The sequence below is a fragment of the Bradyrhizobium sp. BRP56 genome, assembly GCF_020194035.1.
GTDB lineage: Bacteria > Pseudomonadota > Alphaproteobacteria > Rhizobiales > Xanthobacteraceae > Bradyrhizobium > Bradyrhizobium australafricanum.
In genome coordinates, this window is record NZ_JADYVV010000045.1 from 58,924 (window position 1) to 74,881 (window position 15,958).

General features: G+C 64.1%; 11 protein-coding genes. 8 read left to right on the plus strand and 3 right to left on the minus strand.

The features are described from left to right. Positions 1-59: 59 nt before the first annotated feature. The 3 genes from I6F38_RS27895 to I6F38_RS27905 all read left to right on the plus strand — a co-directional run bounded on the left by I6F38_RS27895 (position 60) and on the right by I6F38_RS27905 (position 3,824). A complete protein-coding gene (locus tag I6F38_RS27895; RefSeq protein WP_225162602.1) occupies positions 60-1,049 on the plus strand; it encodes a LysR substrate-binding domain-containing protein in 990 nt (329 codons plus the stop codon). Positions 1,050-1,282: 233 nt separating this feature from the next. Then, positions 1,283-2,905 (plus strand): hypothetical protein, encoded by a 1,623-nt coding sequence (locus tag I6F38_RS27900; RefSeq protein ID WP_225162603.1) that lies wholly within the window; start codon positions 1,283-1,285, stop codon positions 2,903-2,905. Positions 2,906-3,185: 280 nt separating this feature from the next. Beyond that, positions 3,186-3,824 (plus strand): HD domain-containing protein, encoded by a 639-nt coding sequence (locus I6F38_RS27905; RefSeq protein WP_225162604.1) that lies wholly within the window; start codon positions 3,186-3,188, stop codon positions 3,822-3,824. A gap of 118 nt (positions 3,825-3,942) precedes the next feature. Here the strand turns inward: I6F38_RS27905 and mobA are convergent, their stop codons facing one another. Next, on the minus strand, positions 3,943-4,560 hold the full coding sequence (mobA, locus tag I6F38_RS27910; protein WP_225162605.1) for a molybdenum cofactor guanylyltransferase MobA: 618 nt from the start codon (positions 4,558-4,560) through the stop codon (positions 3,943-3,945). After that, on the minus strand, positions 4,553-5,437 hold the full coding sequence (locus I6F38_RS27915; RefSeq protein ID WP_225162606.1) for a formate dehydrogenase accessory sulfurtransferase FdhD: 885 nt from the start codon (positions 5,435-5,437) through the stop codon (positions 4,553-4,555). The genes mobA and I6F38_RS27915 overlap by 8 nt, the downstream gene beginning before the upstream one ends. Positions 5,438-5,621: 184 nt before the next feature. On the opposite strand from I6F38_RS27915, the gene glp reads away from it, so the two are divergent. From glp to dapD, 4 genes are all read left to right on the plus strand, one after another. Continuing rightward, entirely contained in the window at positions 5,622-6,875 is a 1,254-nt protein-coding gene (glp, locus tag I6F38_RS27920; RefSeq protein ID WP_225162607.1) for a gephyrin-like molybdotransferase Glp, read from the plus strand. A 207-nt stretch (positions 6,876-7,082) separates the two neighbouring features. Further along, complete coding sequence (locus I6F38_RS27925; RefSeq protein ID WP_225162608.1) at positions 7,083-8,795, plus strand: NADH-ubiquinone oxidoreductase-F iron-sulfur binding region domain-containing protein; 1,713 nt, start codon at positions 7,083-7,085, stop codon at positions 8,793-8,795. Between the two features lie 60 nt (positions 8,796-8,855). Beyond that, positions 8,856-11,618, plus strand: a complete 2,763-nt coding sequence (gene fdhF / locus I6F38_RS27930; RefSeq protein ID WP_225162612.1) for a formate dehydrogenase subunit alpha — start codon at positions 8,856-8,858, stop codon at positions 11,616-11,618. Positions 11,619-11,850: 232 nt separating this feature from the next. Then, positions 11,851-12,822: a 2,3,4,5-tetrahydropyridine-2,6-dicarboxylate N-succinyltransferase gene (gene dapD, locus I6F38_RS27935; protein ID WP_225162609.1), complete on the plus strand. Its 972-nt coding sequence runs from the start codon at positions 11,851-11,853 to the stop codon at positions 12,820-12,822. A 690-nt stretch (positions 12,823-13,512) separates the two neighbouring features. Here the strand turns inward: dapD and I6F38_RS27940 are convergent. Continuing rightward, a complete protein-coding gene (locus tag I6F38_RS27940; RefSeq protein WP_225162610.1) occupies positions 13,513-14,466 on the minus strand; it encodes an MBL fold metallo-hydrolase in 954 nt (317 codons plus the stop codon). Between the two features lie 310 nt (positions 14,467-14,776). On the opposite strand from I6F38_RS27940, the gene I6F38_RS27945 reads away from it, so the two are divergent. Beyond that, the gene (locus I6F38_RS27945) at positions 14,777-15,130 is read left to right on the plus strand and encodes a DUF2200 domain-containing protein (RefSeq protein WP_016845336.1); all 354 of its coding nucleotides are present in this window, start codon (positions 14,777-14,779) and stop codon (positions 15,128-15,130) included. The last annotated feature ends 828 nt before the right edge of the window (positions 15,131-15,958 follow it).

Consider the following 15,958-nt stretch of genomic DNA (forward strand, 5'->3'; position numbering starts at 1 on the left):
TGGAATCTTCCGCGCCATCTCCAGCGCTACGCTGCGTTCTTTCCCGGGGAACGCCGTCCATGCCGATCTCCTCCATCGTGACAGACCTTCCGCGCGCCGCCACGCCGGCGGAGACCGCGCTGACGCGCCGGGTCGACCTGACAACGCTTCGCCTGTTCGTCGCCGTCTGCGACGAGCAGAACCTCACCCGCGCCGCGCAGCGCGAGGGGATCGCGGCGTCGGCGGTGTCGAAACGGATGAACGATTTCGAGCTGGCGTTCGGCGTTACGCTGTTCAAGCGGCTCGCCAAGGGTATGGCGCTGACGCCGGCGGGCGAGGCGCTGCTGCACCACGCCCGGGTGACGCTGCTCAATGTCGAGAAGATCGCGGTCGAGCTGTCGGAATATTCGCAAGGCGTGCGCGGCCATGTCCGCATGCTCGCCAATCTCTCGGCGATCGTGCAATACCTGCCCGAGGATCTCTCCGCCTTCTTCGCCGCGCATGAATTGCTCCGCGTCGATCTGCAGGAGCGGCCGAGCGGGCAGGTGGTGCGCGGCATCGAGGAGGGCGCGGCCGAGATCGGCATCTGCTCGGCCGAGGCCGACAGCCGCGCGCTCGAGGCCTTCCATTATCGCTACGACAATCTGGTGGTGGTGATGCGCGCCGACCATCGGCTGGCTGGCCGCGAGACATTGCTGTTCACCGAGACGCTCGATTTCGACCATATCGGCTTGCACACCGCGAGCTCGATCTATCTGCGTTCGCAATATGCGGCGACGCAAGCCGGCAAGGCGATGCGGCTGCGCATCAATGTGCCCGGCTTCGATGCGGTCTGCCGCATGGTGCAGGCCAATATGGGGCTCGGGCTGATCCCCGACCGCGCCTTCGAGGTGGTCGGCGCCGGCATGGGCCTTCGCGCGATCCCGCTGCGCGACGATTGGGGACGGCGCGAGCTGAAGATTGTCGTCCGCGACACCGCGCATCTGTCGGCAACCAGCCGCCTGATGCTGGACTATCTGCGGGCGATCGAAACGGATCGGGTCGGCTGGGTTGGCGGACGGGCCAGCTAAGCGATCAACGCTAAACGTTTGCGCGGCGATCACGCTCGAACCATGAGCCAAGGCCCGATGACGATCCGATCCGATCTCATCGCCCTTTGGCGTCTCCCCCATCGGCGGGCGACACGCGAGCCGCGGGATTTCCGGAACGTGAACACGAAGTGCGGCAATCTGTCACACGAGTGTTGCGATCGGCCCCGTATGAGGAAACCCATTCCAATTTTCAAAGAATGGGGGGTCTTCGCATGTTCAAATCGATCGCCAAATCGCAAACAACTCCGGAAACATTTCGCCGCGCGATTGTCCGGCGCCTGATCGCGGGTACGGCGCTCTCACCGGTGCTTTTTGCGGTCCATCCGGCGTTGTCCCAGAGCGCGGGCAATCCGCACGAATTGCTGGTCAGCACGGCGGTCTATGCGGGCAACCCATCGACCGTCACCGTAGGCCAGACGCTGCCGACCGGCGCGACGGCTGTGGCGGACGGCCGCTATCCGGGGGTCTTCAACAACGTGGCCGTGGATTCGAATTTCGGCGTGACTGCGCCGGTGGTGATCAAGAAATTTCATCTGGAAGGCCGCCGGCTGCGCGAAATCGGCGCGCTGACCGTCCCGGCGGACGTGGCGGTGACGAGCTTCAGCTCCAAGTCTGAACTGTCGCTGCATTTGTCGCCCGACGGCAAGGCCGTGACGTTCATGGGCTACGACGCGGCGGTGAACCAGCTGGACGTTTCCAACTCCAATTCGCCGAACCACGTCGACCCGACCAATCCGGACACCGGTGTGCATGCGCGCGTGGTCGCGGAGCTGGATTTCGACGGCTCGCTGCACCGGACCAAGGTCAATGTCTATAGCGGCGACAATGGCCGCGGCGCGATCCGCGCCAACAAGGTCAATGGCACCCAGGCCGACCAGTATTTCACGGTCGGCAACGCCGGCAACGGCAGCGGCACCCAGCCGGTGCTTGTCGTCAACGACACCGGCGTTCAACTCGCGACGCCCGGTGTCGATGGTTCCGACGCCGTGGTTGGCGTGCAGCAGGGTACGCCCGGCAGCAAGAATGGCTTCCAGTTCGGCTTCTCGGTTGCCCAGCTTGGCTTTGCCGCCGACAAGTCCGGAAAGGACGATAATTTCCGCGGTCTCGCGATCTCCGACAACACGCTTTACGTGACCAAAGGCAGCGGCAGCAACGGCATCAACACGGTCTATCAGGTCGGCCAGCCGGGCGTGCTGCCGACCCGCGAGATCGCCGCCTCGACGGCGTTCAGCATTCTTCCGGGTTTCCCGAACAATCCCTCGGCGAACTCGGGCGCGAACGGCTTCTATCCCTTTGGCATCTGGTTCGCCGACGCGACGACGCTTTATGTCGCCCAGGAAGGTGACGGCAATCTCGCCGACGCTGCCACGTCACCGACCGCAGGTCTTCAGAAGTGGGTCTATGTCAACGGCAGCTGGAGCCTTGCCTACACGCTGCAGAAGGGCCTGAACCTCGGCACGCTCTATCATGTCAACGGCTATCCGACCGATCCGGCAACCGGCGGCCTGCGCAACATCACCGGCCGCGTCAACCGCGACGGCACCGCGACGATTTTCGCGGTGACGTCGACCGTAGGCAACTCGGTCGAGCCTGGCGCCGATCCGAATCAAGTCGTCACCACCACGGACAGGGTCGCGGCAACAACGCTTCCGGCGAACGAAGCCTTTGACGTGGTTGTGCCGCCGGCGTTCGGCATGGTCTATCGCGGCGTGTCGTTCGCTCCCGTCAATTGCGATGGCGATCACGGCCGGATGAAGGACAACGGCCGCGGCCACGACAACGGCAACAACGCGGACGACGTCTGCGGCCCGACCAGGATCGCCGCGGGGCACTGATCGCCGCGACCCAGCGGAGCCTGTGCCGGCTGCTTCCGGTCAGGCTTCGGCTGGATCAGGCGAGGCACGATCGGCTGAACCCGATCGCGCTTTCCGTATTGCACCAGCCTCACGATCTCCCTGCAGAATCTTCATGCGGCAGGGGCCTTCCGGTTGCCGCTTCGCGGGTTAGGTAGTGGGGTGCGATTCACTGCAGCGGAGTGCCGGCGCGCATGAATCGTGACGCCATTGGCCGTCCAGTGCATGCATCCGGGACGCTACACAGGGCAGGAGTGCGATGATGGCGGACACGATTTCCGGCATTCGAATCCCGGACAGCAAGATCGCGCGGGAGGCCGCCGAGTTGGTGCGGCAATATGAGACCGAGATGTTGTTCAATCACTCGGTCCGCGTGTTTGTGTTCGGCGCGCTCAAGGGCGCCAGGCAAAATCTGAAGTTCGACGCTGAACTGCTTTATGTTGCCGCGCTGTTTCATGATCTTGGCCTTGTCGATCATTTTCATACCGAGACGAAACGGTTTGAGGTCGACGGCGCCGATGCGGCGCGCAAATTTCTCAGGAGTCACGGCATCGCCGAGCCCAAGGCGGACCTGGTGTGGGAAGCGATCGCCTTGCACACCACGCCCGGCATCCCGCAATACATGCGGCCGGAAATCGCCCTCACCAATGCGGGCGTATTGGTCGATGCCGTCGGCGTCGGATACGATGACTACACCGCCGAGCAGCGCGACGGCGTCCTTGCTGCGTTGCCCCGCGGCGATTTCAAGAACGAGTTCATCGAGGTTCAGACCTGCTCGGCCCTGAAGAAGCCGCAGACCACGTTCGGCACGGTCAATTTCGACTTCGTCGCGGAGCGCGATCCCACATTTCACAGGCCGAACGCCCGCACCCGGATCCGCAACACGCCGTGGCCGAGCTGATCCGGGTGGCGGACGTTAGAGCGTTTTCGAGCGAAGTGGACGCCGATTCGCGTGAAGAAAACGCGTCAAGACAAGAAGCTAGAGCTTCGGTTCTGATTCAATCAGAACCGAAAATGCTCTAGCCGCCGTCGAGCGCGGCGAGGCGGTCGGCTTCCGCAATGTCCTCGACGGTATTGGCATTGAAGAACGGATCCAGCGGCTCGGTCGGCCACTCGACCGTTGCGAGCGGATAGCGCGCGGTCCAGCGGTCGATCTTGCGCACGTCCTCGACGACGAGCGCCTGACGCAATTCGTTCCGCAGGCGCACGCTCCAGAGGCCGATCACCGGATGCGTCTGCCCGCCGGATGAAGCGACCGCGAGCTCGGCATTCACGGCCGCGCGCGCTTGCTCCAGGCGCGTGACGAGGTCGCGCGGCAGAAACGGACAGTCGCCCGCGGCGCTGAGCACCCATTGCGCATCCGGCCGGTTGGCAGCGGTCCAGTCGAGCGCGGCCAGGATGCCGGCGAGGGGGCCGGGATAGTCGGCGACATCGTCGGCGACGACCGGAAGGCCGAACGCGGCGAAGCGCGTGGGGTCGCCATTGGCGTTGATGATCAGCCCGCTGCATTGCGGGGCGAGACGGTCGATCACCCGCTGCAGAATGGTGCGGCCCGCGATCTTGCGCATCGGCTTGTCGCCGCCGCCCATCCGGCGTGCGAGGCCGCCGGCGAGCAGCACGCCGGGAATGTCAGACATTGTCGGTCTCGCCCTTGCGCTTGTGACGCATCGATTCCTCTTCGACATAGTCGAGGTTCTGGTCGTAGACGATCCGCTCCTCACCGGACAGCGCGATGAAGCGCTTGCCGCGGGCGCGCCCGACCAGCGTCAATCCGACCTGCCGCGCCAAATCGACGCCCCACGCCGTGAATCCGGAGCGCGAGACCAGGATCGGGATCCCCATCCGCACCGTCTTGATCACCATCTCCGAGGTCAGCCGCCCGGTGGTGTAGAGGATTTTGTCGGCGGGATCGACATTGTGCCGATAGATCCAGCCCGCGATCTTGTCGACGGCATTATGCCGGCCGACATCCTCGGTGTAGCACACCGGCGTTGCCTCCTTGCACAGCACGCAGCCGTGAATGGCGCCGGCTTCCAGATAGAGCGAGGGCATCGTGTTGATGGTGTGCGTCATCCGGTAGAGCCAGGAGGTCCGCAATTCGGCTTTCGGCAGCGCCACCTTCTCGACTGCTTCGAGCAGGTCGCCGAACGCCGTGCCCTGGGCGCAGCCCGAGGTCTGCGTGCGCTTCTTCAGCTTGGCCTCGAAATTGGTGTGGTGCGCGGTACGCACCACGACGACCTCGAGATCGTCGTCATATTCGACCTCGGTGACGACGTCGTCGTATTTGAGCATGTTCTGGTTCAGCAGGTAGCCGAGCGCGAGGTATTCGGGGTAGTCGTTGATCGTCATCATCGTGACGATCTCCTGCGCGTTGAGGTACAGCGTCAGCGGCCGCTCGACCGGCACCCTGATCTCGGTCCGCGCGCCGGTCTGATCGACGCCGACCACGCGCTCCGTCAGGCGCGGATCGTCCGGATCAGGAACAATGATGGGAGCTGTGGTTTTCTCGGGCACTGCTTGACGTCCAGATGGGTTCACATGGCATCGCAGCTGGGGATATAAGCACGTTCGGAGACTGACTGGCGACTCTCCGCCGCGTCGCGGGAACTGCCATCGATCGGTCCGGCTTTAAGGATAACGCCGCAGTTCGCGATCCGGGTCGAACAAATCTTGTCGATGGCGACGACTGAGGGAGATCATGGCGCAGCTTTCGGACGACTGCTTCGCATTCGGCGGACCGATGATGTCGGTCGATGAGGCCGTCGCGATCATCGCCGCGCGGGTCAAGCCGGTCGGCGAGACCGAAGCCGTCGCCCTGGTGGATGCGGACGGACGCATCCTGGCCGGCGACATTGTCGCGCCGCTTGCGCTGCCTCCGTTCAAAAATTCCGCCGTCGACGGCTACGCGGTATCCGGCGCGGAGCTGCCGGCGAGCGGCGAGCGCGCGTTCCCCGTTGCCGGACGGGTGCAGGCGGGCGCGTCGGCGCAGCCGGCGCAGCCCGGACAGGCGGTGCGGATCTTCACCGGCGCGCCGATGCCCGATGGCACCGACACCGTGTTCATGCAGGAAGACGTGCGGATCGACGAGTCCGGGCGCGTGATCCTGCCGTCCGGCCTGAAGGTCGGCGCCAATGTGCGCCCCAGCGGCGAGGACATTCCGCGCGGCCAGGTCGCGCTGGCGGCGGGCCGGCGGCTGCGCCCGCAGGATATCGCGGTCGCCGCGGCCTTCGGACTCACCACGCTCGATGTGGTGCGTCGGCTTCGCGTCGGGGTGTTCTCGACCGGCGATGAACTGGCTGCGCCCGGCAGCGCGCGCACCGAAGCGCAACTGTTCGATTCCAACCGTTTCATGCTGATGGCGATGTTGCGGCGGCTTGGTTGCGAGGTCGGCGATCTCGGCATCCTGCGCGACGAGCGGGCCGAGCTCGCCGCCGCGCTCAAGCAGGTCGCGCGGCGCTACGACCTGATCCTGACCACCGGCGGGGTCTCGACCGGCGAAGAGGACCACGTCAGGGCCGGCATCGAGCAGGCGGGCTCGCTGGTGCTGTGGCGGATGGCGATCAAGCCCGGCCGCCCGGTGGCGATGGGAATCATCGACGGCACCCCGCTGATCGGCTTGCCCGGCAATCCGGTGGCGAGCTTCGTGACCTTCGTCCATGTCGTGCGGCCGACCGTGCTGGCGCTATCGGGCGCTGTGCCGTCCCCCTTGCTGCCAATGCCGGTGCGGGCGGCCTTCAGCTACAAGAAGAAGAGCGGGCGGCGCGAATATGTCCGCGTCTCGCTGCGACAGGCGGCGGACGGTGCGCTGGAAGCGACCAAGTTTCCTCGCGAAGGAGCCGGCCTGCTGTCGTCGCTGATCGAGACCGATGGGCTGGTCGAACTCGGCGAGTCCGTGGTGCGGGTTGAACCTGGCGATGCCGTCGGCTTTCTCGGCTACGCCGACCTGCTGTGAGAGCTGAAACGCGGTCGAGACCGCGCAGCGCGACGGACGCGCGATAGCAAAATCAGATCGCCCGATAGGCAAACATAAACAACGGCCTACGCGGCAACCCGACGCTGCTAGAGGCGTTCTAAAACTGCTTGCCTCTGGCATACCAGAGAATACAGTTCGTCGAAGCAGTGCAATTCGCGCAAAGCGTGGTTCCCAAGGCGAGGCTTCATGAGTCGAGACGACGTTCACAAGGTTCGTGCGTTCGAGCATCCCGGACAGGGCAGGAAGCGAGCGAAGGCCACGCCCAAGGGACGCCAGGTCGACCCCGTGGCCGCCCATGAGATCGAGACGCTGCTCGGCGATCGTCCGAGGCGGCGCGACCTCCTGATCGAGTATCTGCATCTGATCCAGGACAAATACCATCAGATCTCGGCGGCGCATCTTGCCGCGCTCGCCGACGAGATGAAGCTGTCATTCGCCGAAGTGTTCGAGACCGCCACCTTCTACGCGCATTTCGACATCGTGAAGGAAGGCGAGGCTGACATCGTGCCGCTCACCGTACGTGTCTGCGATTCGCTGACCTGCGCGATGCTCGGCGGCGAACAGCTGTTGAAGGATCTGCAGAACCGCGCCGGCCCCGGCATCCGCGTCGTGCGCGCACCGTGCGTCGGCCGCTGCGACACCGCGCCCGCTGCCGAGGTCGGCCACAACTTCGTCGATCATGCGACCGTCACCAATGTGCTGGCGGCGGCGAAGAGCGGCGACACCCATGTGCACCTTCCGCCATATGTCGACTACGACGCCTATGTGGCGGGCGGCGGATACCGGCTGCTGGCGCGCCTGCGCTCAGGCGAGCTGCCGCGCGAAGACCTGCTGAAGGCGCTCGACGATGCGTCGCTGCGCGGCCTCGGCGGCGCCGGTTTTCCGACCGGCCGCAAGTGGCGCGCGGTGCTCGGCGAGCCCGGTCCGCGATTGATGGCGGTGAACGGCGACGAAGGCGAGCCCGGCACGTTCAAGGACCGCTATTATCTCGAGACCGATCCGCATCGCTTCCTCGAGGGCATGCTGATCGGCGCCCACGTGGTGGAGGCGCCGGAAGTCTACATCTATATCCGCGACGAGTACCCGGCCTGCCGCGACATCCTCGCGCGCGAGATCGCAAAGCTCCCACCGGGTGGTCCGACGCTGCATCTGCGGCGCGGCGCCGGCGCCTATATCTGCGGCGAGGAATCCTCGCTGCTGGAATCGATCGAGGGCAAGCGCGGCCTGCCGCGGCACAAGCCACCATATCCGTTCCAGGTCGGGCTGTTCGGCCTGCCGACGCTGATCAACAACATCGAGACGTTGTGGTGGGTGCGCGACATCGTCGAGAAGGGCGCCGACTGGTGGAAGAGCCACGGCCGCAACGAACGCCACGGCCTGCGCAGCTTCTCGGTGTCGGGACGCGTCAAGAATCCTGGCGTCAAGCTCGCTCCCGCCGGCATCACGCTGCGCGAGTTGATCGACGAGTTCTGCGGCGGCATGGCCGACGGCCATACCTTGCAGGCCTATCTGCCGGGCGGTGCATCCGGCGGCATCCTGCCGGCGTCGATGGACGACATCCCGCTCGATTTCGGCACGCTGGAGAAATATGGCTGCTTCATCGGCTCCGCCGCCGTGGTCGTGCTTTCGCAGGCCGATGACGTCAGGGACGCCGCGCTGAACCTGATGAAGTTCTTCGAGGACGAGAGCTGCGGGCAGTGCACGCCGTGCCGCGCCGGAACCGAGAAGGCGGCACTGTTGATGCAGCAGCCGGTCTGGAACAAGGAACTGCTCGACCAATTGAGCCAGGCGATGCGCGATGCGTCGATCTGTGGCCTCGGTCAGGCGGCCTCCAATCCGCTGACCTCAGTGATCAAATATTTTCCGGACGGCTTTCGTCCGCAGCAAGCCGCCGAGTAGGCGAGGCCGAGCAGACGAATTTCGACGAGGATTTGAATGAGCAACAATCAGAACTCAGGCCTGACGATTCAGTTCGAGCTCGACGGCCAGCAGGTCGAGGCGCGCGCCGGCGAGACGATCTGGCAGGTCGCCAAGCGCCAGGGCACCGAGATCCCGCATCTGTGCTATTCGCCCGCGCCGGACTACAGGCCGGACGGCAACTGCCGCGCCTGCATGGTCGAGATCGAAGGCGAGCGCGTGCTGGCGGCGTCCTGCAAGCGGACGCCGACGGTCGGCATGAAGGTGACGTCGGCCAGCCAGCGCGCCGTCGCGGCGCAGAAGATGGTGATGGAGCTGCTGGTGGCGGACCAGCCGGCGCGCGAATCCTCGCACGATCCGGACTCGAAATTCTGGCACTGGGCCGAGAAGACCGGCGTGACCGAAAGCCGCTTTCCCGCGACTGAACGCTGGCACGCCGACACCAGCCATCCGGCGATGAGCGTCAATCTCGACGCCTGCATCCAGTGCGGGCTCTGCGTGCGCGCGTGCCGCGAGGTGCAGGTCAACGATGTGATCGGCATGGCCTACCGTAACCACGATGCCAAGATCGTGTTCGACTTCGACGATCCAATGGGCGAATCGACCTGCGTCGCGTGCGGCGAGTGCGTGCAGGCCTGTCCGACCGGCGCCTTGATGCCGGCCGTGATGCTCGACGACAAGCAGACCCGCGTCACCTATCCGGACAAGAAGGTGGATTCGCTGTGCCCGTATTGCGGCGTCGGCTGCCAGGTCACCTACCAGGTCAAGGACGAGAAGGTGATCTACGCGGAAGGCCGCGACGGTCCCGCCAATCACAACCGGCTCTGCGTCAAGGGCCGCTTCGGCTTCGACTACATCCATCACCCCAATCGCCTGACCAAGCCGCTGGTGCGGCTGCCCGGCGTCAAGAAGGATGCCAACGACCAGGTCGATCCGGCCAATCCCTACACGCATTTCCGCGAAGCGACATGGGAGGAGGCGCTCGACCTTGCTGCTGCGGGCTTGCGCAAGATCCGCGACGAGAAGGGCGCCAAGGCGCTCGCCGGCTTCGGCTCGGCCAAGGGCTCGAACGAGGAAGCCTATCTGTTCCAGAAGCTGGTGCGCACCGGCTTCGGCTCCAACAATGTCGATCACTGCACGCGGCTGTGTCACGCCTCGTCGGTGGCGGCGCTGTTCGAGGGATTGAGCTCCGGCGCGGTGTCGGCGCCGTTCGCGGCCGCGGCCGACGCCGAGGTGATCTGGGTGATCGGCGCCAATCCGACCGTGAACCATCCGGTCGCCGCCACTTACATCAAGAACGCCGCCAAGCGCGGCGCCAAGCTCTATGTGATGGACCCGCGTCGGCAGACGCTGTCGCGCCACGCCACGCAGCACCTGCAATTCAAACCGGGCAGCGACGTCGCGATGCTGAACGCGATGATCCACACGATCATCACCGAAGGCCTGACCGACGAGCAGTACATCGCGGGCTACACCGAGGGCTATGACGAGCTGAAGGCGAAGATCCAGGAGTTCACGCCGGAGCGCATGTCCCAGATCTGCGGCATTCCGGCGGGGACGCTGCGCGAGGTCGCGCGCGCCTATGCCCGCGCCAAATCGTCGATCATCTTCTGGGGCATGGGCATCAGCCAGCACGTCCACGGCACCGACAATGCGCGCTGCCTGATCGCGCTGGCGCTGATCACGGGCCAGGTCGGGCGCCCCGGCACCGGGCTGCATCCGCTGCGCGGGCAGAACAACGTGCAGGGCGCCTCCGACGCCGGCCTGATCCCGATGTTCCTGCCGGACTACCAGCCGGTCGGCCGCGACGACATGCGCGGCGCTTTCGAGAAGCTGTGGGGGCAGGAGCTCGATCCGGTGCGCGGGCTGACCGTCGTCGAGATCATGAACGCGATCCACGCCGGCGAAATCCACGGCATGTATGTCGAGGGCGAGAATCCGGCGATGTCCGATCCCGACCTGCAGCACGCGCGCGAGGCGCTGGCCAAGCTCGATCATCTCGTCGTGCAGGATCTGTTCGTCACAGAGACCGCGTTCCACGCCGACGTCATCCTGCCGGCCTCGGCGTTCGCCGAAAAGTCCGGCTCCTTCACCAATACCGACCGCCGCGTGCAGCTGGCGCGCGAGGTGATCAAGCCGCCGGGCGATGCAAGGCAGGATCTCTGGATCATCCAGGAGATCGGCAAGCGGATGGGGCTGCCCTGGAACTATGCGGGGCCGGGCGAGGTCTTCACCGAGATGGCCGAGTTGATGCCGTCACTGAAGAACATCAGCTGGGAGCGCCTGGTGCGCGAGGGCGCGGTGACCTATCCGGTCGACGATCCCGACAAGCCCGGAAACGAGATCATCTTCACCACCGGCTTCCCGACCGAAAGCGGCCGCGGCAAGATCGTGCCGGCCAAGGTGATCCCGCCGGACGAGTTGCCCGACGACGAGTACCCGATGGTGCTGTCGACCGGCCGCGTGCTCGAACATTGGCACACCGGCTCGATGACGCGCCGTGCCCAGGTGCTCGACCAGATCGAACCCGAAGCGGTCGCGTTCATGACCCCGAAGGACATGCGCAAGAAGGGGCTCGCGCCCGGCGACTTCATCCGTCTCGAGACGCGCCGCGGCGCGGTCGAGGTCAAGGTGCGTGCCGACCGCGACGTGCCCGAGAACATGGTGTTCATGCCGTTCTGCTACGCGGAGGCGGCGGCAAACCTGTTGACCAATCCGGCGCTCGATCCGTTCGGCAAGATTCCGGAGTTCAAGTTCTGCGCGGTCCGCGCCGAGAAGATCGATATCCGGACCGCGGCGGAATAGCGGTCCGGGGAAGAAGCGTGGAGGGCGAGCCGGCCGCTCCGGCTACTCGCTCGCCCGATCAGCACCGCAAGCACCGTCGATCGACGTCCACTCAGAGCATAAGAGCGGGGCGTCGCTGCGGCGTGGACCCATGTCGCCCTTTGCCCCGGACGTGTTTGAGAGTCCGGAAGTTGCCATCTCCACGAAAACTCGCGTATGCATGACGTACAGGATCGTAGTGTGAGACATTCAAATGGCGATGGAGTTGAGGGGCGCGAGAGGCGAGGGATTTGCGACGATTACCGCTGACGGTCGCGTGCTGGATTCCTGGTTTCTTCAGCTGCGCCTGGTTGTAGAGGCCGACAAGGCGGCAACGGTGCGGCTGGCGAGCGACGAGATCACCAGATCGTTGGGCGAGTCGGCGGACGGATATGCGCGACACGACGACATTCGCAATGTCGACATCGTTCCAATCCGCACAGAAATTGGCTCCCTTGCATCTGCACCGACTGACGTGCACGACGCGTATCTTCGACTCCATCTGCTGAGCCAACGGCTCGTCCAGCCGAATTGCCTGAACCTCGAGGGAGTTTTCGGTCTCTTACCTAACGTTGCCTGGACGACCCTCGGTCCCTGTGAGTGCTCTCGTGTACCGGACGCGCGAATGGAGGCACGAAAGCGTGCCCTCGCGTTCGAGGTGACAGGCGTGGATAAATTTCCGCGCATGACTGACTATGTGACGCCCGCAGACGTGAGAATTGCAGATGCGGATCGCGTAAGGCTCGGAGCCCACTTGGCCCCGGGCACGACCGTCATGCATGAAGGCTTTTGCAATTTTAACGCGGGTACGCTCGGTCCCTGCATGGTCGAAGGCCGGATCAGCGCCGGTGTGGTTGTCGGAAGCGGCAGCGACGTTGGTGGCGGAGCGTCGATCATGGGCACTCTGTCCGGAGGAGGGAAAGAGAGGATTACAGTCGGTGAGCGCTGCCTGATCGGAGCCAACGCCGGTATCGGCATTTCATTGGGTGACGATTGTATCGTCGAGGCGGGCTGTTACGTCACGGCAGGCGCGCGCATCCTTTTGGAGGATGGCCGAGTCCTGAAAGCCAAAGAACTCTCGGGCCAGAAGGGCCTGCTTTTTCGTCGGAATTCCCAGAGCGGTGCCCTTGAGGCAACCAAGCGTACGCCAAATTGGGACGGCCTCAACGCGCAACTTCACAGCTAGTGTCCCGAATCCGAAGTTCGCATCATTTGCCGCACCTTCGAAGCGAACTTCGGATTCGATAAGGACACTAGCAAACTTATGATTCTAGTGTGCTTTATGAATGCGAAGTTCGTGAAAGTGGCTGCCGCGAAATCGCACGAACTTCGCATTTAGCACACTAGTCCCCGTCCGTCAGGGGACGATCACCACTCGGATTGCGATCTGTTTGGCGCGATCGCCGTTCACCACCAGTATGGCCACCGCCACGCCTCATAGAGGCGCCACGACGACACCAGGGGCGGGGCGTATGGATCGACCCGGTCGTCTTCAGGGCGATATTGATATCGTGGAACAATATAATAGTCCCACGGAGTTGGCCTTATCACGGGCGTCGGGATAATGACCCTCCTTGGTTCATGAACGACTTGTGCCTTCCGCGCCCGGGCTTCAGCACCAGACGTCCCGAGGTTGCACAGCACGAGGGCCGCTCCGAGAGCGCACGCGACGGTCATTATCTTCATGCATCGGCCTCCTTTGCCTGAGAGTGCAAAAGGACTCAAAGCAAGGCAAGCTAATTCGCTCTCGACCGGCTTGAATGACAGCTTGTGGCCCGTAGCCGACCTTTGCTCAGAAGGGCCGCGCGGAAGCCGGAGCCCGCACCCATGATCGATATGAGTACGCGCCCCGGTTCGGCTCTAACTCGACAAGGTCTCAGTAGTCCCAGAACACCGGCACCCAACGGAAGGCGTCACCCTCGACCGCGACATGTCCGACGGACGGGAACGGCATATGCGTGGCAACCAGCAGCTCGCGGTTCGCCGCCAGTTCCCGCAACAGACTGATCCGGGCGCGGGCCGCCTCTTCGGGATCGTGCTCGAAGCCGTTGTGCCATTCGGGGTGCTCGAACCCGACCGCGAACACGAGGTCACCGGCGAATGTCAGCCGGTCGCCGCCGGACGCCAGACGAACGACGCTGTGGCCGGGAGTGTGGCCGCCGCTGCGACGGACGACCACTCCGGGCGCCACCTCGTGCTCCTCGTCGAACAGCCGCAGCTGGCTCTGGTATTCCTTCCTGAACCGCTTGGCCGTCGCACGAAGCGCGTCGGGGAAACCCGGCGGCATCGAGACGCGGGAGAAATCGGGCGCCTCCCAGAACTTGACCTCGGCAGCCGCCACATGGATCCGCAGGTCCGGACGCAGCCGCTCCTTCACGCCCTCGACGAGCAGCCCGCCAACGTGGTCCATGTGCATGTGGGTCAGCACCACGTCGGTCACGGACCCAAGATCGATACCGGCCGCCTCCAGTCGCTTGACCGTCTGCCCGGCCTTCGGCAGGTGCAGGTCCGGGTCCGACCCCAGCCCGGCGTCGACGAGGATGGTTTTCCCGCCGCTTCGCACCACGACCACGTTCAGCGCCCAGTCGAACGCGTCCGGCGGCAGGAACATGTCGTCCAGCCAGGCCGCGCGGACGGCCGGCTCGGCATTGTGGGCCAGCATCTTGGTCGGTAGCGGCAGCACCCCGTCGCTGATCACCAGCACGTCGATCTCGCCGATCTTCAGCGCGTAGCGCGATGGCACCAACTCGTTTGGCCCCGGCTGACCGGCGTGCGAGGCGTTGTCGCGGTTCATGCTTGTCTCCTGAGTATTGCGGATCATCTGGTTCATCGTTGAAAACTCCTGCGTTCGATCCTGATGTTCGATCCCGGCGGGCCGCACTGTTTCCGCCCGTGGATCGGACATGGTGGTGATCTAACGGATCGGGTGGGGCGCCGCCCCAGAGCGGTTGCCGTCGCTGTAGAGCGATTGCTGCCAACGCATGCGCGCCGCCGCAGCGAGCGCTGGGGACGAAACGGGAGGCAACAGGCCATCGCCATGCCCCTAGCCACATGCGACACTTCGGATTGGCGAAGCCGGTTCAACCCAGGACTAATATTTCCTCGTCGAGACCCCGGAATACGAACGTTCGGAGCAATTCATGGCCAAGCATCGGATCTATACAACGAGCTTCGCAAGCGTTTACCCGCTCTATGTCGCGAAAGCGGAGAAGAAGGGACGCACCAAAGCGGAGGTTGATCAGGTGATCTCCTGGTTGACCGGCTACGGTTCGAAGGAGCTGGAAGCTCAGTTGGAAAAACAAACCGACTTCGAAACGTTCTTCGCAAAGGCGCCTGAAATGAATCCTTCGCGGGCCTTGATCAAGGGCGTGGTGTGCGGTGTCAGGGTTGAGGAAATCAAAGAGCCGACCATGCGGGAAATTCGTTACCTGGATAAACTGATCGATGAGCTGGCGCGTGGAAAGGCCATGGATAAAATCCTGCGGAAGGAATGATGCCTGATCGACCGGATTCCGTTCGCTCGGCGAGGCGACACCGGACGCTGGTGCGTCGCCCGCAATGACGAAAGGACCGGGGAGGGCCGCTACCACTGAGTTGCCCGACGGCGCAAGCCTTCGCAGCAAAAATATTTCGGTTTATCAGTAGGTCAACTCAGTGTATAACGCTGCCCGTCTCACCCGACACGAGGGGCGCTTCGCGGTCGTCACGAACGTGGGTCGAGATGCGGTGGACGCCGATTGCGCAGTTGACGAACGTGCATGAGGCGGACGGTGAAGTCGTGTGGTCCTGACGCCCTAGCGGCAGGTGTCTTTTCCGATTGCGCAGTGCGCGTTGCGAAGACGGTGACAAAAAAGCCCAGTCTCGCCGGGGAGAGCACGAAGTAAGCCGTAGCCCATCGCGCAGGGAAAGCCGGGTTGTTTACGGTTACACCTGTGGTCCTACCCCCGAGCTTTCTACCCATTGCTCGGGGCCCATGAGTGCGATCGGCACCCGGCTTTCCCTGCGCCCTCTGCTTGAGGTGAGGGCGGAACAAGATGCAAAGCTCGGACGCAATGCGCCGCGAGACTGCGGAAGCATGAGCCACACGTGGTCCAACACATTCAGTGTCGTCTTGGCGAAAGCCAGGACCCATTACCCCAAATGAGATTTGTTGCGCGATGCTGGGGCCACGACCTCGTTCACAATCAAATGCGGTGGTTGATGGTGTGGACGGCCCCCTACGGCATCAGTGTGCCAGAATGAGGTTGTCTAGATCTCATACAAGGGAGCCGTCCGTGAACCAGATTATCCGCATTGGGATTGATACGTCGAAGTATATTTTT

Excerpts from the sequence above, each read along its gene's own strand:
- I6F38_RS27900 (WP_225162603.1), top strand. The coding sequence starts at position 1,283 with ATGTTCAAATCGATCGCCAAATCGCAAACAACTCCGGAAACATTTCGC.
- glp (WP_225162607.1), top strand. The coding sequence starts at position 5,622 with ATGGCGCAGCTTTCGGACGACTGCTTCGCATTCGGCGGACCGATGATG.
- I6F38_RS27895 (WP_225162602.1), top strand. The coding sequence starts at position 60 with ATGCCGATCTCCTCCATCGTGACAGACCTTCCGCGCGCCGCCACGCCG.
- I6F38_RS27945 (WP_016845336.1), top strand. The coding sequence starts at position 14,777 with ATGGCCAAGCATCGGATCTATACAACGAGCTTCGCAAGCGTTTACCCG.
- I6F38_RS27905 (WP_225162604.1), top strand. The coding sequence starts at position 3,186 with ATGGCGGACACGATTTCCGGCATTCGAATCCCGGACAGCAAGATCGCG.
- dapD (WP_225162609.1), top strand. The coding sequence starts at position 11,851 with ATGGCGATGGAGTTGAGGGGCGCGAGAGGCGAGGGATTTGCGACGATT.
- I6F38_RS27925 (WP_225162608.1), top strand. The coding sequence starts at position 7,083 with ATGAGTCGAGACGACGTTCACAAGGTTCGTGCGTTCGAGCATCCCGGA.
- I6F38_RS27940 (WP_225162610.1), bottom strand. The coding sequence starts at position 14,466 with ATGAACCAGATGATCCGCAATACTCAGGAGACAAGCATGAACCGCGAC.
- mobA (WP_225162605.1), bottom strand. The coding sequence starts at position 4,560 with ATGTCTGACATTCCCGGCGTGCTGCTCGCCGGCGGCCTCGCACGCCGG.